The following is a 19160-nucleotide window of genomic DNA, read 5'->3' as shown; positions in this document are numbered from 1 at the left end:
ACGGATATGAGCAAGATCGGATTCATCGGACTCGGCGTGATGGGCGCGCCGATGGCGCAGCACCTTCAGGCGGGCGGCCACACGGTCTACGCCCACACGCGCAGCGGCGTGCCGCAGGCGCTCCAGGATGCCGGCATGCAGGCCTGCGCCAATGCCACCGAGGTGGCGCGCCAGGCCGACGTCATCTTCCTGATGCTGCCGGATACGCCGGACGTGGCGCGCGTGCTGTTCGGCGAGCAAGGTGTGGCCGATGGACTGAGCCCGGGCAAGACGGTGGTGGACATGAGTTCCATCTCGCCAATCGAGACACGCGAGTTCGCCGCGCGCATCGAGAAGCTGGGTTGCGAGTATGTGGATGCGCCGGTGTCCGGCGGCGAGGTGGGGGCCAAGGCCGCCACGCTGTCGATCATGGCCGGCGGCAAGCAGGACGTGTTCGACCGCGTGCTGCCGCTGCTCCAGCTGATGGGCAAGAACATCACGCTGGTCGGCAATGTCGGCGACGGCCAGGTGGCCAAGGTGGCGAACCAGGTGATCGTGGCGCTGACCATCGAGGCCGTGGGCGAGGCGCTGGTGCTGGCCGCCAAGGCCGGCGCGGACCCGGCGCGCGTGCGTCAGGCGCTGATGGGCGGCTTTGCCAGCTCCCGCATTCTGGAAGTGCATGGCGAGCGGATGATCAAGCGCACGTTCGACCCTGGCTTCCGCATCGAACTGCACCAGAAGGACCTGAACCTGGCGCTGTCCACGGCCAAGGCGCTGGGGCTGGGGCTGCCGAACACGGCGTCCTGCCAGCAGCTGTTCAACCTCTGCGTGGCGCAGGGCGGCGCCGGCTGGGACCATTCCGGGCTGGTCAAGGCAATCGAGCATATGGCGTCGTTCGCCATCGGCGACAAGCCCAAGACGGCGGGCTGATGTCGGCGCTGAACTCCGACGACCTTGCGTGCTTTGTCTGCGTGGCCAACACGCAGAGCATCTCCCGCGCGGCGCTGGAGCTTGGCGCGGACCAGTCCACGGTCAGCCGCCAGATCGCCCGGCTGGAGGCGGCGCTGGACACGCGCCTGTTCCACCGCAGCGGCCGGGGCGTGGTGCTGACCGAGTCCGGCTCCACGCTGCTCGGCTACGCGCGCCAGGTGGCGGTCACGCTCAGCGAGGCCCGTGCCGCCGTGCGCAAGTCCACGGCGCAGGGGCCGTCCCAATTGGTTATCGCCGCGCAGCCGACTATCGCCAATACCGCCTTCGCGTCCATCGGCACGGCGCTCAAGCAGCGCTTTCCGGCGACCAGGCTGCGCTTTGCCGAGGGGCTGGCCAGCCCGATCCTCGCCTGGCTGGCTGCCGGCGAGATCGACGTCGCCCTGCTCTACCTGCCCGAGCAGCAAGGCGCGCTGAAGGTGGATGTGCTGCTGGAAGAAGACCTGACGCTGGTGACGCCCACCTCGTGGAGCCACCTTGGCCTGACCTTCCCGGTGCGGCGGCTGGGCGAGGTGCCGCTGATCCTGCCGAGCACCGGCCACGGCCTGCGCGTGCTGGCCGAATCGCTGGCCGCGCGCGCCGGCACCACGCTGAACATGGCGCTGGAGTGCGATGCCTCGAATACGGTGTCGATGCGGCTGGTGGAGGATGGTTGCGGCGCCACGCTGCTGCCGTTCGCCGCCGTGGCGGACCGCGTGGCACAGGGTCGGCTGCACTCGGCCCGGCTGGTGGAGCCGGTGGTGACGCGCCAGGTGGTGCTGGCCACGGCGCGCAATCGCACCGTGGTGCCCGAGTTGTGGGACATCATGCAGACCGTGCGGCAGTCCGTGCGGAATATCGTGATGTCCGGGGCGTGGCCGGGAGCGCGGCTGGTCTGAGCCCCGCCCCCGGGCATCCGGGTGGGATTCGCTTACTGCTTCGGCGCCTGCAGTTCCTGCTTGGCGGTTTCATTGGCCGCCTTGTTGGCGTCCTTGCGCTCCTGCTTGGCGGCGCTCACATCCTGCTTGTATTCGCCCTTCGCGGCCGACTTTTCGGCCTTGTACTGGTCGCTCGCCGCCTTGCGGGCTTCACGGCGCTCCACCAGCGGGTCCTTCGGCGGTTGAATCTGGGTCATGCCCGGCGGCACGGCGGCGTTGCCGCCAGCAGGTGCCGGGGCGGCGGTGGTCTGGGCGAATGCGGTGGCGGACAACAGCCCGGCGGTCAGGGCACCGATCAGCGAGGCAGTACGAATGATTCGGTTCGTGGACTTGTTCGTGGACATATGAGACCTCTCAAGATGTTGTTATCTCGGACGGTGCCCACGTACAAGCTACAAGCTCTGGCAGCGAGGGCACCACGCAATGCCGTGCGCAGGATGTCTTGCCTTCCTGCGCCGCGCACCGAAGTTTAGAAGCCGACTCGTGCCCCGCGTGCCGCATTCCAACATCTCCTTACAAAAACGCATCCGCGCTGACAGACACTCTCCGACAACGCCACACTTTTCGCGGATTCTGCAGATTTGGCGTGCTTGAAGCGACCGGCTCCGTCGCCCACACTGGGAGGCATCGACCGCGCCAACCAGGAGGGATCATGCATCTCGAAGGCTCGTGCCAATGCGGCGCCGTGCAGTTCAGTCTGGAGTCCGACTCGCCCTGCCCCTACATGCATTGCCATTGCTCGATCTGCCGCAAGACCGGCGGCGGCGGGGGCTATGGCATCAACCTCGGCGGGGATGCCCACTCGCTGCGCGTTCGCGGCAAGAAACACGTCTCGCGCTATCACGCCGTGATGCGCGAGCCCGGCCAGCGCCCGAAGCGCTCGAAGGCGTTCCGCCATTTCTGCGCCGCGTGCGGCAGCCCGCTGTGGCTCTGGGACCCACGCTGGCCCGACATGGTCTACCCCAACGCAAGCGCCATCGACACGCCCCTGCCCCGCCCGCCCGAGGTGGTCGAGGCTTCGCTGGAGAACGTCGCGCCATGGGTGGATGTGCCCCGCGGCAAAGGCCATCGGCATTGCGAGACCTGGCCGGAGGAATCGCTGCACGACTGGCACAAGCGGCACGGCCTGCTCGCCTGAAATGGGGGCGGCAGCACAAAGTCGGACACTGGCCGACAGACGCCGGCCAAGTGATTTCCTATGCTCCAAACAAGGCGCCCCGCGCGCAAGGAGCCTGACATGCCGAGCTTCCGCCGTCTTCCTCTCCCCCTGGCTCTCTGCCTGACCGCCGCCGCGCTGCTCGCCACCGGTTGCGGCGAGTCCGCCAAGCTGCCGGAATCGGCCGGCATCGGCCCGTCGCCGCAGTTGCCCGAGCCGAACAAGACGCTGATCCCGACCGTGCATATCGCGCCGGCCAAGGGCTGGGAGGACGGCAAGAAGCCGGTGGCGGCGGACGGCATGACGGTAACCGCCTTCGCCGACAAGCTCGACCATCCGCGCTGGGTCTACGTGCTGCCCAATGGCGATGTCCTCGTGGCCGAATCGAACGCGCCCCCCAAGCCGGACGACGGCAAGGGCATCCGCGGCTGGGTCATGAAGCAGGTAATGAAGCGCGCGGGGGCCGGCGTGCCGAGCGCCAACCGCATCACGCTGCTGCGCGACACCAACGGCGACGGCGTGGCCGACGAGCGCTCGGTCTTCCTCAAGGATCTGAACTCGCCGTTCGGCATGGTGCTGGTCGGCAATGACTTCTACGTGGCCAATACCGACGCCGTGGTGCGCTATCCCTACGCGCCGGGGCAGCCGGCAATCACTGCGCCGGGCCAGAAACTCGTCGATTTACCAGGCGGGCCGCTGAACCACCACTGGACCAAGAACATCATCGCCAGCCCGGACGGCAACAAGCTCTACGTCACGGTCGGCTCGAACAGCAACGTGGCCGAGAACGGCATCGACAAGGAAGCGGGCCGCGCCGCCATCTGGGAGGTGGATCGCCAGACCGGCCAGCATCGCGTGTTCGCCAGCGGCCTGCGCAACCCGAACGGCATGGCCTGGGAGCCGACCAGCGGCATGCTGTGGACCGCCGTGAACGAGCGCGATGAAATCGGCAGCGACCTGGTGCCGGACTACATCACCTCCGTGCGCGATGGCGCCTTCTATGGCTGGCCATACAGCTACTACGGCCAGCATGTGGATGTGCGCGTGAAGCCACCCGCGCCCGATCTGGTGGCGAAGGCCATCGTGCCCGACTACGCGGTGGGCACGCACACGGCCTCGCTGGGGCTGGCCAGCGCCGCCGGCAACAGCCTGCCGGCGCGTTTCCAGCACGGGATGTTCGTCGGCCAGCATGGCTCCTGGAACCGCAAGCCGCGCGCCGGCTACAAGGTAATCTTCGTCCCGTTCGAGCAGGGCAAGCCCAACGGCGCGCCGTTCGACGTGCTGACCGGCTTCCTGACCGCCGATGGCGACGCCCAGGGCCGCCCGGTAGGCGTGGCCGTGGACAAGCGCGGCGGGTTGTTGGTGGCCGATGACGTCGGCAACGTGATCTGGCGCGTGACCGGCGCGACTAGATAGCGTCGGCTACAAAAGCAAAAACCGGCGGTGCGAGCCCCTCGCGCCGCCGGAAGACCACCCACCACGATGGTCCGGAACAACAGTCCAACCGTGAAGAATCAGAAGCGGTGCTGGAGACCCGCCGTGACGCCGACCTGGTTGTTGGCAGAGCCCACCAGGTCGCGCGAGAGACTCACGGTCTGACCGTTGCGCGCCTTGGCATAGCCTGCGGACAGGTAGGCCATGGTGCGTTTGGAAAGATTGTATTGAGCGCGCAGCGAGAACAGGATCGGATCGCCGTCCGTCGCCCCCTTGATGTTCTGCTTGTACACCGCGCCGTAGAGCGTGAAGGCCGGCGTGAAGTCGTACGCCGCGCCCAGCCAGTACATGTCGCTCAGCTGCGACGCCGCGCCGTTCGTGAAGGTGCGCTTGTAGTTGCGGTAGCCGCCGTACAGCGCAAGCGAGCCGAAGTCATAGCTGGCGCCCGCGTGGACGCCCTGGATGTAGTCCATCGTATCGGCCGGCGTGGTGCTGCCGCCCGCGCCGTTCTGGCGATCCCAGGTCACGGCCGTGGCGAAGCCGCCCGACGAATACCCGACGCCGACGTCATATTTCGACGAAGACTTGAACTCGCCCGGCACCTCGCCCAGCGCAACGGTGGCGCCCAGCTTCACGCCGCCGAACTTGCCGTCATAGCGGACCACATTGGTGGCGCGCGAGAACATGCCGTCCTTGCGCCCGCCCGACGCCGTGGACGAGGTGGCCCACGAGTAGTTCGGCGCGTAGCCCATCGGGTCGAACGGCAGCATGAAATCGTAGGTCGTGGTGAAGTCGCGGCCCAGCAGCAGGCGGCCCCACTTGTTCTGCAGGCCCACGGTGGCGCGGCGGTCGAACAGCGTGTTGTCGGTGTCCAGCTTGCCGGTGTCGAGGGCGATGCCGCTCTCCAGCTGGAACACGGCCTTCAGGCCGCCGCCCAGGTCCTCGGTGCCGCGCAGGCCCCAGCGCGAGGTATTTTTGCCGCCCGAGATCACCTTGACCGCCGAACCACCGCCCGGCCCCGCGTGGTTGAGGTACTCCACGCCCGAATCCACGATGCCGTACAGCGTGACGCTGGACTGTGCCGCCGCACCGCTCGTGGCGACGCAAGCCATTCCGGCAACGAACCATGCCTTCCGTTTCATGCCTGTCTCCTGTGTCTTTTTTGTGAGTGAACGGCGCGAATGGTATGGGAGGCACACTTTCAGATCGCTTTCGAAAATCCTTCAAATTCGGACCGTTGCGGGGGCGCGGATTGGGGCTTTCCCTAGCTAGCCCGACCCGCCGCTTCCCGGTATCACTCACGCGCTGTTGCCGTTCCCGTCGCTCCCCCGCTGTTCCTGTCGTGACCCTGCCATGCGTATCCTGCTTGCCGAAGACAACCTGAAACTGGCCGCCTCCCTCGTGGAATCCCTCGGCCAGAGCGGCTTCACGGTCGATTGCATGCACGACGGCGCGAGCGCCGACAACCTGCTCTCCACGCAGGACTACGCGCTGGCCATCCTCGATATCGGCCTGCCCCGCCTGGACGGCCTGGAAGTGCTGCGGCGCCTGCGCCAGCGGCGCAACCCGGTGCCGGTGCTGATCCTGACTGCGCATGGTTCCGTGGAAGACCGCGTGCGCGGCCTGGACCTCGGCGCCGACGACTACCTCGCCAAGCCCTTCGCCCTGACTGAGCTGGAAGCGCGCGCCCGCGCGCTGATCCGGCGCAGCCATGGCCACGACCGCACCGCGCTGCATTGCGGGCCGCTCCACTACGACACCGTCAGCCGCGCCTTCACGCTGCACGGCACGCTGCTGGCGCTGACCGGGCGCGAGCGCGCGGTGCTGGAGATCCTGCTATTGCGCGACGGCCGGGCCGTCAACAAGGCCGCGCTCTCGGAGAAGATCTTCGGGATCGAGGAGTCGGTGAACCCGGACGCCATCGAGATCTACGTCTACCGCCTGCGCAAGAAGCTGGAAGGCAGCGGCGTCGGCATCGTCACGCTGCGCGGGCTGGGCTACCTGCTGGAGGCGCGCGCCCCGGCGGCTGAAGACACCCCGCTGGCCGCCCAGCCATGAGCCGGCGATGAAGCCGGGAATGAAACCGGCGATGAAGCCGGCAATGAAGCGGGCGATGAAATCAGCGAGCCTGCGCTGGCAGCTCTCGCTGTGGCTGCTGCTCCCCCTGCTCGGGCTGCTGGCGCTCGACGCCTGGCTGACCGACCGCCGCGCCATGGCAGCCGCCCACGAGGCGTTCGACCGCACGCTGGCCGCCTCGCTCAAGGCCATGCGCGAAGGCATCAGCCTGCGCGACGGCCGCGTGGAGGTGGAGGTGCCCTACCTCGCCCTCGAAGTCTTCGACGCCGAGGCCGGCTCGCGCATTTACTACGAGATCCGCGACGAGACCGGCGCCACCATCACCGGCTATCCGGCCCTGCCGATGCCCACCCAGCCGGTGCGCGCGCTCTATCGCACGCAGTTCTACGATGCCGCCTATCGCGGCGAGCCGGTGCGCATGGCCGCCATGCCGCTGCCGCTGCACGACGTGCGCTCGGCGCGCACGCAACTGGTCTGGGTGCTCGTGGCCGAGACCACAGAGCCGCGCGCGCAACTGGCCAAGCACATCCTGATGGGGTCGCTGTTGCAGGAGCTGATGCTGGTCAGCCTGGCGCTGGCCATCGTCTGGTTCGGGGTGCGGCGCGGGCTGCGGCCGCTGCACCGGCTATCGGAGGCGATGAGCGCACGCGGCCCGGACGACCTCCAGCCGCTGGACGCCGCCACGCTGCCCGTGGAGACCCAGCCGCTGGTCAACGCCGTCAACCAGTACGTGGCGCGGCTCCAGCGCATGGTCGAGGGGCGCAAGCGCTTCTTTGCCGATGCCGCGCACCAGCTCAAGACGCCGCTGGCCATCATCCAGGCCGAATCGGAACTGGCGCTGCGGGAACGCGACGTCGCCGGCGCGCAGGCGCATCTGGCCCGCCTCAACGGCTCGGTCCAACAGGCTGCGAAGGAGGTGGAGCAGCTGCTGTCGCTCTCCCGGCTGGAGCCGGACAGCGGCTACGCCCCCACGCTCCACCGGCTGCGGCTCGGCGCGCTGGCGCAGGCGGTGGCGCTGGACTGGGCGCCGCTGGCCCGGCGGGACGGGGTGGATCTGGGTTTCGAAGCGGACGTTGTCGAAGCTGGCGACGCACAGGACGAGATCGACGGCCAGCCGGAACTCCTCCAGGAACTGCTCGGCAACCTGATCGACAACGCGGTGCGCTACGCGGGCGCTGGCTCCATGGTGACGGTGCGCATGCGCGGCACGCGGCTACAGGTAGAGGACAACGGCCCCGGCATCGCGCCGCAGGACCGGGAAGCCGTGTTCCAGCGCTTCTATCGGGGCGAAGCCAGCGCGGCGCGCGCCGGCAGCGGGCTCGGGCTGTCCATCGTCCGGGAAATCGCACGCCTCCACGGCGCGGCCGTGGTACTCGGCGACACGCCCGGCGGCGGCCTGACCGTGGCGCTCCATTTCCCGCCCGCCGGGGGCCAGGGCCAGGGCGAGGGCAAGACGGCCTAGCTCTTGCCCGTCAGCTTGCCGATGCGGCGCCCGAACCAGTCATCGAGCATGACTTTCTCGTAGCGCAGCCGGTCCGAGGGGCCGTACAGATTCACGCCCCATGTGAAGTTCATGTTCGAGATGCGCTCCTGCGCGCTGGCCACCACCTCGTCGCCGTGGCGCAGCTCGTACTGCAACGTCATGCGCGGCCACGTGGCATCCCGGATCACGCGCACCTGCTGCGCGTAGCGCCAGTCGAGATAGCCGGCCAGATCGATGTCCAGCACCTCGATGGTCAGCGAATACCCCGCCGGCAACCCCCGCGCCGCCAGCCGGGCGAAGTGCCGCCGAAGTTCATCGAGCACCTGCCGGTCACTGCCATACGACTGCGACCACGACGCATCGGTATAGGTCTCCGGATGGATGAACGTCACCGACAACGCGGAAGACGGCTGCGCCTGCGAAGGCGCCGGCGCGCCCCCGGCCGCCCCGGACAGCCCCAGCGCCGCAACGGCAACCAGGATGGGAAGAAAGTACGTGGACATGATGGCATCACGCCTGCGAAAGCACGGCCTGGAACGCGACGGACGATGCCCGAACATAAAACAGGACAGGAACCCATGCGCCACCCGGCATCCAGCCGCTGAGCCCGGGCTGGTTTCAGGATAGGTCAGCGGGGGAAAGTCTTCTGGGCCCCTGACCGCCCGGGTTCCTCGCCATCGACGTTTTACGAGCCCTGGCGTAAGCTGAACCCTTCTTATTCCCCGACCCAGCGGAGATGCGATGCCCACCTATGACTACCGGTGTGACGATTGCGGCGATTTTGCGTTGATGCGGCCGATGGCGCAGCGGGACGAGCCGGTTGGCTGCCCCCACTGTGGCAAGGCTGCCGCGCGGGCGCTGGTGGCCGCGCCGGCGTTGGCGGGGGCGCCGGGGGCCGTGCCGTCGGAGTTGGCGGGCCATGGCGCGGGGTGTGGCTGCTGCGGGCCGGTGAAGCTTGCCGGGCGCGCCGATGGTGGCCGGGGTGGCCGGGGTGGCGCGGGGTGGTCCAAGTTCAGCTCGGGCTGAACCGCTGCGTCGCCTGATCGTCGCGCTCGAACGCCTCCCGAATCTTCTCCGCCAGCCGCATCAGGTGCGGTGCCAGTTCCGCGATGGCTTCCGCCACCGGCGCCTTGGTGGACACGCTGACATTCAATATATGAACCGGATGATGGGCCAGCCGCAGCGGCGTGGACAGCGCCACCACTTCGGGCTGCCAGCTTGCCGCGCACCAGCCCTGGCGCGCCACCTGGGCCATGGCGTCGAGGATTTCGCGCTCCAGCGCCGGCCAGCCTGACGGGGACCTTCGCGCGAAGGTGTCCATCAGCGCCTGTCGTTCCTCAGCCGGCGCCACCGCCAGCCACGCGCGGCCCAGCGAGGTCAGCGCCATCGGCACCCGCTGCCCTGTCACCACCGTGCGCAGCGACACCTTGCGGCTATATCGGATCGATTCCAGATAGACCATCTCGTCGCGGTCGGCCATGGCCAGCCCCACGTTGATGTGTTCGGCCTGCGCGAGTTCGCGCATCATCGGCGCGGCCACCTGCAGCACCACCGACCCCGCATGCATCGCGTGCGCCAGACTGAGCACCGGCGCGCCGAGGCGGTAGGCGCGCAGCGTGGCGTCGTACTGGAGGAAGCCGGTCTCGACCAGACTCTGGGTCAGGCGCGAGACCGTGGACCGGGCCAACCCGGTACGTTCCGCCAGTTCGCCATTGCCGAGCACATCAGCGCCGGGGCGGAACGCGCGCAGGATCTCGATGCCGCGTTCGAGCGAGCGATTGGCAAGCGTGCTGGCCGCGCGGCCACGCGCCCGGCGCCGGGCATCCTGCATGTCCACGATCGGTTCTCCTGCACGTGTTGTGTGCTCATCAATCAGCCGCTCAGCGCGCCAGCCACGCCAGCAGCAGCGCGTTGATGGCGGCGTCGGCCTCGTACTGGACCCAGTGGCCGGCGCCGGGCACGATCTCGCCGCGCCGGCCGTCCCGCCCGTCAATCAGGCTGGCCAGCACCGCCGGCGGATCGGCGGTCACATCGTGCTCGCCAAAGGCCACCAGCACAGGCCCGCCGAAGCGGTCCAGCGCCTCGCCCAGCCCGCCCGCCCGCGAAATCTGCTTGCTGCGGAAGCGCGTGTCGCGGCAGGACTCGGTATAGGCGAGCAGCGCCAGCGCATCCACCTTCACGGGGTCCGCGATCATGAACGCGGCGACGTTCTGCTGCATCGCCGCCGCCAGCGCCTCGGCGCCCTCGGCGCGGCGCCAGTCGACCAGCGCGATGGTCTGCCGCCGTGTGCCGCCATGGCCACCCGGCCCGAGCAGCGCCAGTCCGCGCACGTTGGGCAGGCGGGAGGCCAGATGCGAGGCCGTCAGCCCACCGAACGAGAAGCCGACCAGATCGATATCGCCCACGCAGGGCAGTTGGGCGAAGCCTGCTGCCACGGCTTCCACCAGCGCCGGCAGGTCAGTCCCCACCGGGTCGCCCGAGGCGCCGTAGCCGGGCAGATCCGGCACCCAGACCGTATGGCGTGCCGACAGCGCCTCGATATTGCGCACCCAGTGCAGCCAGCTGCCGTGGCCGCCGTGCACCAGCAGCACGTCCGGCCCGCTGCCAAAGCGGCGCCACACCATGCGGCACCCGGCCGCTTCCGTGACGCGGGTCGTGCCCTGCGCCGCCAATCGTGCGACGAATGCCGTCGCCGATGCGTCTTCCTTCAAGGTCCTGCCTCCCCGATAACCACCACGCCGTCCGCCGCGCGCACCCCCTGCCCGGCCGGCAGCACGAAGACCGGATTGATCTCCGCCTCGACGAGCCGCGCCCCCATGGCGGCGGCCATCGCCGAAAACGCAACGATAGCATCGGCCAGCGCGTCCACGTCAGCCTTGGGCCGGCCGCGATAGCCATCCAGCAGCGGCCAGGTCTTCAGCGCGCGGATCATCGCCAGGGCCTCGTCGCGCGGCAGGCCGCCCTGCGCCGGCAGCAGCCGCATGGTGGTGTCCTGGAACAGCTCCGCCGTCACCCCGCCCATGCCGAGCAGGATCGCCGTGCCCAGCGCGTCGCGGTGCATGCCGAGGATCAGCTCCACGCCGCCCTCCACCATCTCCTGCACCACGAAGCGTGTGGGCGCCGGGCCGGTGTGACCGGTGCGGCCGAGGTGGCGGCTGACGTCCTCGCGCATGCGGGCGAGCCGCGCCGGCACGTCCTGCGGCCGCACGTTGACGGCCACGCCGCCCACATCGCTCTTATGGGTGATGGTCGACGACAGGATCTTGAGCACCACGCGCTCGCCCAGCGATTCTGCGGCGGACCGGGCATCCGCGTCGTTATCGACCACGATCTCCCGCACCCCCGGCACGCCGAAGCGCGCGAACAGCTGCTTGGCGGCCGCTTCGTCGAGAGAACCGGGCGGCAGGTCCGAGGTATCGACCTCGGGCACAGCCGCTGGCTCACTGGCGCCCAGGCTGGCCAGCGCGCCGGCCGCCAGCATCGCACCCAGCGCCACCGCGCACGATTCCGGCGCGCTGAACGCCGGCACGCCGCGCTGGTTCAGCACCGCCGCCACCTGCGGCGCGTGGGGGCTGACGTAGGCCAGCACCGGCTTGTCGCTCTCGGGCAGGCAGTCGCGGATGGCGTTGGCCATCAGGTCGGGCATGGCCAGCCCGGAGGAGCCGACGATGATCGCCACGGCGTCATAGCTCGGGCTGGCCAGCAATGCGCGGATCGCCCCGCGCAGCAGGTCGGGCTGCAGGCCGGCCAGCGTGACGTCGATGGGGTTGCGGTCGAGCGCGGCATGGTCACCCTGTTGCAGCGCGCGCAGGCGCCCGGCCGTGGCGGCGTCCGGCGGCGGGGTCTCGAAGCCGGACATGCCCAGGCTGTCCGACACCAGCGTGCCGGCGCCGCCGGTCGAGGTCAGCACAGCCACGCGCTTGCCGTGCAGCACGCGGCCCGTGGCCAGTGCCGCCGGGATGTCGATCAGGTCCGCAAACGTCTGCGCCCGGATCACGCCCACCTGCCGGAACAGTGCGTCGTACATCGCATCCGCGCCGGCCATCGCGCCCGTATGGGACACCGCCGCGCGCGCGCCCGCCTCGGAGCGGCCAATCTTGAAGGCCACCACCGGCTTGCCGGCCGCCGCCGCCTTCAGCACCGCCGCGCGGAACTTCTCGGGGTGCCGCACACTTTCCACATACAGGGCGATCACCCGCGTGGCGTCATCGTCGGCCAGATAGTCGATGAAATCCGCAAGGTCCAGATCGGCCTCGTTGCTGGTGGAGACCAGCTTGGACAGGCCGATGCCCCGCGCCGCCGCGCGCGAAAGCAGCGCGCCAAGAATGCCGCCGCTCTGCGACACCACGCCGATGCTGCCCGCCGGGAAATGCTCCATCTCCAGCGCGCCGCTGGCGGACAGCGGAATGCTGTCCGTCAGGTTCACCAGCCCGATGGTATTGGGCCCGAGCAGCCGCATGCTGCCGGCTGCCTCGATCAGCTCGGCCTGCCGGCGCGCGCCATCGGCGCCGGCCTCGGTGTAGCCGCTGGCCAGCACGATGGCCGCGCCGGTGCCGCGCTGCGCCAGCTCCCGCACCGCCAGATGGGCGCGCTCGGCGCCAAGCAGCACGATGCCGACATCGGGCACCTCCGGCAGCGAGCCGATATCGGGATAGCAGCGCAGGTCGCCAATCCGGGTCACCTTCGGATTGACCGGATAGATCGCCCCGCCAAAGCCGTGCCGCGTGAGGTAGGACACCGGGCGGCCGGAAGTCTTGTTCGGATCGGCCGATGCGCCGATCACGGCCACGCTGCGCGGCTTGACCAGCCGGGCGATGGCGGAGGAGGTGGTGGAGGCGGTGGCGGAGGAAGTCAGGGAGTGGGATGTCATGGCTCAGCCCTGCCGCGTGGATTTGGCGGCGGCGGCCTTCGCCAGGAACGCCATCACCGATTCGCGGTGCTCGGTGCTGGTGTAGCAGATGCCCTGCGCCTGGCTGCCCTGCGCGAAGACCTGGTCGGCGGTCAGCTCGAAGGTCTGGTTCAGGATGCTCTTGCCCAGCGCCAGCGCGGTCGGGGAGCCATGCGAGAGTTCGGCGGCCCAGGCCAGCGCATCGCCCAGCAACGATTCGGGCGAGGCGGACAGCCGGTCGGCGATGCCCAGTTGCAGCGCCTCCGTGGCCTCCACCTTGCGGCCCGAGAAAATCAGCGCCTTCGCCGTGGCCAGGCCCGTGCGGCGCGGCAGGAAGTACATGCCGCCGCCATCGGGAATCAGGCCGCGATGGATGTACGACCACGTGAAGCTGGCCGATTCGGCGGCGATGACGAAATCGCAGGCCATCGCCATGTCCGCGCCCAGGCCGTTGGCGCCGCCGTTGACGGCTGCGATGGTGGGCTTGGGCATGTTGTGCAGCAGCGCCACGGAATGATGCACGCGCTGCTGGCGCGTCCAGCCGTTGAAGCCGACTTCGCCCGGCGGCGCGTCCATGCGGCGCTGCATGCCGGCCACGTCGCCCCCGGCGCAGAAGCCCTTGCCGTTGCCGGTCAGCACCAGCGCGCGGATGTCCCGGCTGGCGGTGACGTGCTCGAGCGCGACGATCAGCTCGCTGCGCATGGCATCGCTGATGGCATTGCGCTTGTCCGGGCGGTTCAGGGTCAGCACGGCGATGCCATCGCGCACCGCGAACTGGATCAGCTGGAAATCGGGAAGATGGGTCATGTCGGGGCTCGGAAAAATCGGATGAAATCGGAAAAAATCGGAAGAAATCAGGTTGGGAACGTTCAGTTCAGGCTGATGTGGCCGTCCTTGACGACCTGGCTCCAGCGCAACGCCTCGCCCCGCACGTAGCGGGCAAGGTCGTCGGGCGTGCCGGGGCTCACGATCAGGCCCTCGGCGTCGGCGCGCTTGCGGAATGCCTCGGATGTCACGGCCTTGCGCGCCGCCGCGTTCAGGCGGGCGATGACGGGGCCCGGCGTGCCGGCCGGCGCGTAGAGCCCGTACCAGCTCTCCGCCACGTAGCCGGGCACGCCGGCCTCCGCGATGGTCGGCACGCTGGCCAGGTCGGGGCTGGCGGAGCGCTGGGCGCTGGTCACGCCGATGGCGCGCAGCTTGCCCCCTTCAAGCAGGTTGCCGACGGCGGACGCCGTGGCGAACATCAGGTCCACCTGCCCGCCGAGCAGGTCGGTGATGGCCGGGCCGGCGCCCTTGTAGGGGATGTGATTGAGGTCGACGTGGGCCAGCCGCTTGAACAGTTCGCCGGCCAGATGCGCCGACGTGCCCGGCCCCTGCGAGGCAAACGAGACCTGCCCCGGCTTGGCCTTGGCGGCAGCAATCACGTCCTGCACGGTCTTGTACGGGCTGTCCTTGCGCACCACCAGCACATTGGGCGAGCGGCCGACGAGCATCACCGGCGCAAACGCCTTGTCGGTGGCATACGGCAGCTTCGGCTGGAGGCTCGGATTCACCGCATGGGCGAAGGTCGCCATGACCAGCGTGTAGCCATCGGGCGCACTTTTCGCCACATTGTCCGTGCCGATGATGGTGCCGCCACCGGGGCGGTTATCGATCACCACGGCCTGGCCGAGGTCTTGCCCCATGGCCACGCCCATCGCCCGGGCGATCAGGTCCGTGCCGCCGCCGGGCGAGAACGGCACCACGATGCGCACGGGCTTGTCTGGGAAGGTGCTGGCGGCCTGCGCCGCGCCGGGTGCCAAGGACGTCAAGGGCACCCACGCGGCGGCGATCAGGGCAAGGGAAACGGAACGAATGCTGGGAAGTGCCAAGGCTGTCTCCTGTAGCGTTTAGCCACGCCCTCGCGGGTGCGGGGCATGTGTCTGGAATGGCTACAGGTTAGGCTTCGGCGGGAATCGGCGCGATGGGCCAATTCCATCCAATGGAATTAAGTGGGAGGACGTCGCCGCCGGGGCCGGGCCTGCTGGGCGGCGGCAAGGCCAAGGATCTTGCGGAAGGTCGGGCACTCCATATGGCTCGGCGCCGGGCAGGCCGCGGCGTGGCGCAGGCCGTCGCGCATGGCGGTGAGCTTGCGGATGGTCTGGTCGAGTGCGTCGGCCTTGTCGGCCAGCATCGTGCGGTCGATGCGCGGCTGCCCACCGGGCACGAAGACCGCGCCGATCTCGTCGAGCGAGAACCCGGCGGCACGGCCCAGCGCGATCAGCGCAAGGCGCTCCAGCACCCCGGCATCGAACACGCGGCGCTGCCCTCGCCGGCCGATGGGCACGATCAGGCCCTTTTCCTCATAGAACCGCAGCGTGGAGGCCGGTACGCCCGACTGGCGCACCACCTCGGAAATTTCCAGGCTCACGTCTTGACCTCAAGTTGACTTGAACTGGCATATTGCAGGCTTCGCCCCCCGCAGACAAGCCAGACCAGCCAGGAGACCCGCATGGATGCCACCCGCCCGACCGATGACTCCCAGACCGCGCTGTGGAACGGCACGGCCGGCAATGCCTGGGTCGATGCCCAGGCGATCCTCGACCAGTTGTTCCAGCCGTTCGAAGACCTGCTGGCCCAGACCACCGCCGAGTGCCAGGCCCGCGCCGTCCTGGACGTGGGATGCGGCACCGGCGGCACCACCGTGGCCGTGGCCCGGGTGGCCGGCCATGCGACGGGCATCGACATCTCCGCCCCGATGCTCGCCGCCGCCCAGGCCCGCGCCGCACGCGAGCAAGTGCCGGCGCAATTCATCCTCGCCGATGCCCAGACGCACGCCTTCGCCCCGGCCAGCTTCGACCTGATCGTGTCCCGCTTCGGCGTGATGTTCTTCGACGACCCGGTCCGCGCCTTCGCCAACCTGCGCCAGGCCCTCCGCCCCAGCGGCGCGCTGCGCGTCATCGCCTGGCGCAGCGCCGCCGAAAACCCCTTCATGACCACCGCCGAACAGGCCGCCGCCCCGCTGCTGCCCGAACTGCCCCAGCGCCAACCCAACGCCCCCGGTCAGTTCGCCTTCGCCAACGCCGCCCGCGTCGAACAAATCCTAAAAGACAGCGGCTGGCACGGCATCAGCCTCCAGCCCATCGACGTCACGTGCACCTTCGCCAAAAAAGACCTGCTCACCTACATCACCCGCCTCGGCCCCCTGGGCCGCATCCTCCCCGACCTCGACGAAAGCCGCCGGAAAGCCATCATCGATGCCGTGCGCCCGGCGTTCGCCCCATACGTGCACGGCAAGACGGTCAGGCTGGATGTGGCGTGCTGGATGATTGGGGCGGAGGGGTGAGCCGTAGCAATCCGGCATCCATCAGAAAAATCCATAGCAGACCGTCCAAACTGACATGAAATAACTCCATTGGCGTCCCTCTCCCGATCTGAATAGGATGGCCGGATCTCTGGCATCGCTTTCGGCGAACAAACATGACTATTCAATCGGCGGAAAAATCGGGTTTCGATAAATGGGTGGACGGCATTCGTGCAGCGCCTGGCAACCCGGCCTGGCGAACGTGGGACTGCGAAATCCGGTTGGCGGTCGATGAATACAATCGGCATCTGGCTGGGGTCGCTGGATACCGCCCCCTCGACTGGTACCTGATCAAGGCGATGCTATGGGTGGAGTCAGGTGCGGCGAGCAACGAATGGACGCGGAAACCGATGCAAATCGGCGTGCCCGGCGATCCCGGTCTGACGGCCTTCCTATCAGGAAAGGAAGGCGGCGAATTGATTATTCCTCCCGCGTGGAGGGTCCGCCTGACTGCGCAGTCAGCCAAAGCCATGCCCGCACACAATATTCGAGCCGGCATCGGCTATCTGCTGATGCGCATGGCTATCTCGGAACACCGCACCGTGCCGCACGCCGGTCATCACGCGCAGCAGGTAGCGGTCAAGCCCGGTGACAGCCTGGACCGAATGGCAAGAATGTATGGGACGACGGTGGAAAGTCTTCGGAATCTGAACCCCGGAGTCACCGTGCTGCGGCCCGGTCAGATCCTCAAATACCAGAAGGCATCGATTCAACGTGTCATTATGGCATGGCGCCCTATTACCACGTCGACGATTGCCCAGCGTTATAACGGCGGCGGCGATTTGCACTACGCGAAAAAGCTCGACGTTGCGTTGACTCTCGTTAAAACAGGCACTCCGGCATCATGCGTGCAATAAAATCCGTCGCCCTTTGGCTGGCACTCGGTCTAACACCGGCCTACGCGGCGCCGGCCGCTACGCCCACCGAGCGGACCTTGCGCGAAGCGTGCGGAGCGTATTCGCAGGCTGGCATGCGCGAATGCCTTGTGGCGAAAGTCGACGAAAGTCGGAAAGCATTGAAGGCTGCCGAGGCGGAGGCCAGTGGCCGACTTGCCGGATGGGATGAAGACCTCAAATACGTCAATTTCGCAAAAGTGCGATTGGCTGCCAGCACGAAAGCCTTTGCCACCTATCGCAAGGATCAGTGCTCGCTTGCCGCAGCGCTGGGCGGCGGCGCGATTGGCAACGCGTTGGAAATCAGGCGGTTGGCCTGCGAGGCCGAACTCAACGCCTGGCGCGCCGATCAGCTTCAGCGGGCCTTGGTCGACCTGCCTTTGAAGTAATGGCGATGGCGGCCACCTAAGCCGCCACTACCGCCTTCGACTCCTGCACCTCCCCGTCGCCCAGAATCTCCCACGCGCTAGCCGGGCGGCGGTACAGGTAGCCTTGGGCGCAGTCCACGCCAACTTCCGCCAGCAAGGCGTGCTGGGCTTCCGACTCGATACCCTCCGCGATGACCACCAGCCGGAAGTGGTGCGCCATCGCCACGATGCTGCGCAGCAGGGCCCGGCCGTCCGGGGAGACGTCCTGGGTGAACTGCCGGTCGATCTTCAGGTAGTCGAACGGGAAGTTGCGGATCATGTCGAGGTTGTTGTTGCGCGTGCCGAAGTCGTCCACGGCCAGGCGGATGCCGGCGTGGTGCAGGCGGTCGAACGCTTCCATGGCTGCGCCGTGGTCGGCCAGCAGGTGGCGCTCGGTGATCTCCACCACCAGCCCGGAGCCGGCCGGCATCGACGCCTGCAATGCCGCCAGCTCCGCCGCGAAGCCCTTGCGCCGCAGGTTCAGCGGTGCCACGTTCACGGCCACATGGAGCGCACGCGTCGGACAGTAGCGGTTCATGTCGTTCACGGCCTGATGCAGGACGAAGCGCGTGATGTCGTCGATCACCGCCGTGGATTCCACCGTTTCGATGAACGACGCGGGCGGGATCATGCCCCAGCGCGGATGGCGCCAGCGCAGGAAGGCTTCCACGCCGATGGTCTCCCGCGTGCGCACCGCCACGATCGGCTGGTAGGCCAGATGGAACTCGCGGCGCCGCAGGCCCTGCCGCACGGCCTGGAGCAGCAGGCGCTTCGGCGCGGCCACGATCAGGAAGCCGGCCACGGCCAGTAGCCCCAACAGCAGCCCGATGGCGCCCACGAACAGCCCGTAGCGGCGCATCAATTCCGACGAGAACGCCGGGGAGGCCACCACCGCCACGGCGAGCGGATAGGCGCTGGAGCGGGCCAGCGTGCTGAGCGGGATGGGGGTGGGCGCATCACGGTAGGTGCCGTCCTGGTCCATCATGGCCTCGCCCACGCTCAGGGCAATGGTGCCGGCGCCGAATTCCTTGCCGTGCGCCAGGGTGTCCACGAGGTAGGTGCTGTCGATCACGAAGACCGCACCCTGCGAGGGCTGGCTGGCGCTGGGCAGGTACAGCACCAGCGCGGGCGCCTGCTCGCGGAACGGCGTGCGGCCCACCAGCACGATGCGCTGGTGTCGTGCGGCGGCCGTGTTATCGCCGAAATACCAGCTCAGCGGCACCTTGATCTCGCCACGTGCCGACGAGCAATAGATCACGTCATTGGCCACCATGGCCGCCGCGCGGGCATAGGGGATGTAGCTTTCGCGCTCGCGCAGCGGGCGGCCGATCTCCGCACAGGGCTTGCCGGCCAGCGGCGCCACGTGCCGGGCGCCCTCGCGCTCCACGGTGGCGATGATGCGTTCGATGGCGGCCACCACGTCCCGGGCGACCATCGACTCGCGGCGGTCCACCAGCTGCTGGGCGTACTGCTCTCCCACCCACAACGCAGTCGCCGTGGTCACCGCACACACCAGCAGCGACACCAGCCATGTGACGGGCGAGAAAGACCATCCCTCGAAGCGGTCGCGCCATGCCATGCCAAAAATACCCCTCCC

General features: G+C 68.5%; 20 protein-coding genes. 10 read left to right on the top strand and 10 right to left on the bottom strand.

Annotation, left to right across the window (positions count from 1 at the left end):
- Positions 1-6: 6 nt before the first annotated feature.
- Together SB751_RS25470 and SB751_RS25465 are read left to right on the top strand one after the other, a co-directional pair.
- A complete protein-coding gene (locus tag SB751_RS25470; RefSeq protein WP_410748686.1) occupies positions 7-909 on the top strand; it encodes a 2-hydroxy-3-oxopropionate reductase in 903 nt (300 codons plus the stop codon).
- A complete protein-coding gene (locus tag SB751_RS25465; RefSeq protein ID WP_144195205.1) occupies positions 909-1844 on the top strand; it encodes a LysR substrate-binding domain-containing protein in 936 nt (311 codons plus the stop codon). The genes SB751_RS25470 and SB751_RS25465 overlap by 1 nt, the downstream gene beginning before the upstream one ends.
- Positions 1845-1876: 32 nt before the next feature.
- Here SB751_RS25465 and SB751_RS25460 read toward each other — a convergent pair whose 3' ends face one another.
- Positions 1877-2227, bottom strand: coding sequence for a hypothetical protein (locus tag SB751_RS25460; RefSeq protein ID WP_144195204.1), 351 nt, complete (start codon positions 2225-2227; stop codon positions 1877-1879).
- A gap of 308 nt (positions 2228-2535) precedes the next feature.
- Between SB751_RS25460 and SB751_RS25455 the strand changes: the two genes are divergently transcribed.
- Positions 2536-3021: a GFA family protein gene (locus SB751_RS25455; protein WP_144195203.1), complete on the top strand. Its 486-nt coding sequence runs from the start codon at positions 2536-2538 to the stop codon at positions 3019-3021.
- A 99-nt stretch (positions 3022-3120) separates the two neighbouring features.
- The gene (locus tag SB751_RS25450; RefSeq protein WP_144195202.1) at positions 3121-4455 is read left to right on the top strand and encodes a PQQ-dependent sugar dehydrogenase; all 1335 of its coding nucleotides are present in this window, start codon (positions 3121-3123) and stop codon (positions 4453-4455) included.
- Between the two features lie 98 nt (positions 4456-4553).
- On the opposite strand, the gene SB751_RS25445 is transcribed toward SB751_RS25450, so the two are convergent.
- On the bottom strand, positions 4554-5615 hold the full coding sequence (locus SB751_RS25445; protein ID WP_144195201.1) for a porin: 1062 nt from the start codon (positions 5613-5615) through the stop codon (positions 4554-4556).
- A gap of 211 nt (positions 5616-5826) precedes the next feature.
- Between SB751_RS25445 and SB751_RS25440 the strand changes: the two genes are divergently transcribed.
- Together SB751_RS25440 and SB751_RS25435 are read left to right on the top strand one after the other, a co-directional pair.
- Positions 5827-6531: a response regulator gene (locus tag SB751_RS25440; protein ID WP_144195200.1), complete on the top strand. Its 705-nt coding sequence runs from the start codon at positions 5827-5829 to the stop codon at positions 6529-6531.
- A gap of 55 nt (positions 6532-6586) precedes the next feature.
- Positions 6587-8011, top strand: coding sequence for a sensor histidine kinase N-terminal domain-containing protein (locus tag SB751_RS25435; RefSeq protein ID WP_410748685.1), 1425 nt, complete (start codon positions 6587-6589; stop codon positions 8009-8011).
- On the opposite strand, the gene SB751_RS25430 is transcribed toward SB751_RS25435, so the two are convergent.
- Positions 8008-8535, bottom strand: coding sequence for a DUF3016 domain-containing protein (locus tag SB751_RS25430; protein ID WP_186296727.1), 528 nt, complete (start codon positions 8533-8535; stop codon positions 8008-8010). The two genes, SB751_RS25435 and SB751_RS25430, sit on opposite strands and share 4 nt — an antisense overlap.
- A gap of 238 nt (positions 8536-8773) precedes the next feature.
- Here SB751_RS25430 and SB751_RS25425 point away from each other — a divergent pair, with 238 nt between their 5' ends.
- On the top strand, positions 8774-9058 hold the full coding sequence (locus SB751_RS25425) for an FmdB family zinc ribbon protein (RefSeq protein ID WP_144195194.1): 285 nt from the start codon (positions 8774-8776) through the stop codon (positions 9056-9058).
- Here SB751_RS25425 and SB751_RS25420 read toward each other — a convergent pair.
- The 6 genes from SB751_RS25420 to SB751_RS25395 form a co-directional block, all read right to left on the bottom strand.
- Positions 9045-9869, bottom strand: a complete 825-nt coding sequence (locus tag SB751_RS25420) for an IclR family transcriptional regulator (RefSeq protein WP_144195191.1) — start codon at positions 9867-9869, stop codon at positions 9045-9047. The genes SB751_RS25425 and SB751_RS25420 overlap by 14 nt on opposite strands.
- A gap of 43 nt (positions 9870-9912) precedes the next feature.
- Positions 9913-10743: an alpha/beta fold hydrolase gene (locus SB751_RS25415; protein WP_250025302.1), complete on the bottom strand. Its 831-nt coding sequence runs from the start codon at positions 10741-10743 to the stop codon at positions 9913-9915.
- Entirely contained in the window at positions 10740-12902 is a 2163-nt protein-coding gene (locus SB751_RS25410) for an acetate--CoA ligase family protein (protein ID WP_410748684.1), read from the bottom strand. Before SB751_RS25410 ends, SB751_RS25415 begins: the two co-directional genes overlap by 4 nt.
- A 3-nt stretch (positions 12903-12905) precedes the next feature.
- Positions 12906-13727 carry an enoyl-CoA hydratase/isomerase family protein gene (locus SB751_RS25405; RefSeq protein ID WP_410748683.1) on the bottom strand — a complete coding sequence of 274 codons (822 nt, stop codon included), beginning with the start codon at positions 13725-13727 and terminating at the stop codon, positions 12906-12908.
- 62 nt (positions 13728-13789) lie between these two features.
- Positions 13790-14752 carry a tripartite tricarboxylate transporter substrate binding protein gene (locus tag SB751_RS25400; protein WP_410748695.1) on the bottom strand — a complete coding sequence of 321 codons (963 nt, stop codon included), beginning with the start codon at positions 14750-14752 and terminating at the stop codon, positions 13790-13792.
- A 155-nt stretch (positions 14753-14907) separates the two neighbouring features.
- Positions 14908-15330, bottom strand: a complete 423-nt coding sequence (locus SB751_RS25395; RefSeq protein WP_211943056.1) for a helix-turn-helix domain-containing protein — start codon at positions 15328-15330, stop codon at positions 14908-14910.
- A gap of 81 nt (positions 15331-15411) precedes the next feature.
- On the opposite strand from SB751_RS25395, the gene SB751_RS25390 reads away from it, so the two are divergent.
- The 3 genes from SB751_RS25390 (at position 15412) to SB751_RS25380 (ending at position 17545) form a co-directional block, all read left to right on the top strand.
- Positions 15412-16245: a class I SAM-dependent methyltransferase gene (locus SB751_RS25390; RefSeq protein WP_410748682.1), complete on the top strand. Its 834-nt coding sequence runs from the start codon at positions 15412-15414 to the stop codon at positions 16243-16245.
- A gap of 134 nt (positions 16246-16379) precedes the next feature.
- A complete protein-coding gene (locus tag SB751_RS25385) occupies positions 16380-17120 on the top strand; it encodes a LysM peptidoglycan-binding domain-containing protein (RefSeq protein ID WP_149135913.1) in 741 nt (246 codons plus the stop codon).
- Entirely contained in the window at positions 17108-17545 is a 438-nt protein-coding gene (locus SB751_RS25380) for a lysozyme inhibitor LprI family protein (RefSeq protein WP_410748681.1), read from the top strand. Before SB751_RS25385 ends, SB751_RS25380 begins: the two co-directional genes overlap by 13 nt.
- Positions 17546-17561: 16 nt before the next feature.
- Here the strand turns inward: SB751_RS25380 and SB751_RS25375 are convergent, their stop codons facing one another.
- Positions 17562-19142 (bottom strand): EAL domain-containing protein, encoded by a 1581-nt coding sequence (locus SB751_RS25375; protein WP_410748680.1) that lies wholly within the window; start codon positions 19140-19142, stop codon positions 17562-17564.
- Positions 19143-19160: the final 18 nt, after the last annotated feature.

This window comes from Cupriavidus sp. SIMBA_020 (assembly GCF_046535395.1).
GTDB lineage: Bacteria > Pseudomonadota > Gammaproteobacteria > Burkholderiales > Burkholderiaceae > Cupriavidus > Cupriavidus campinensis.
This window is presented reverse-complemented; position numbering and strand designations above follow the sequence as displayed.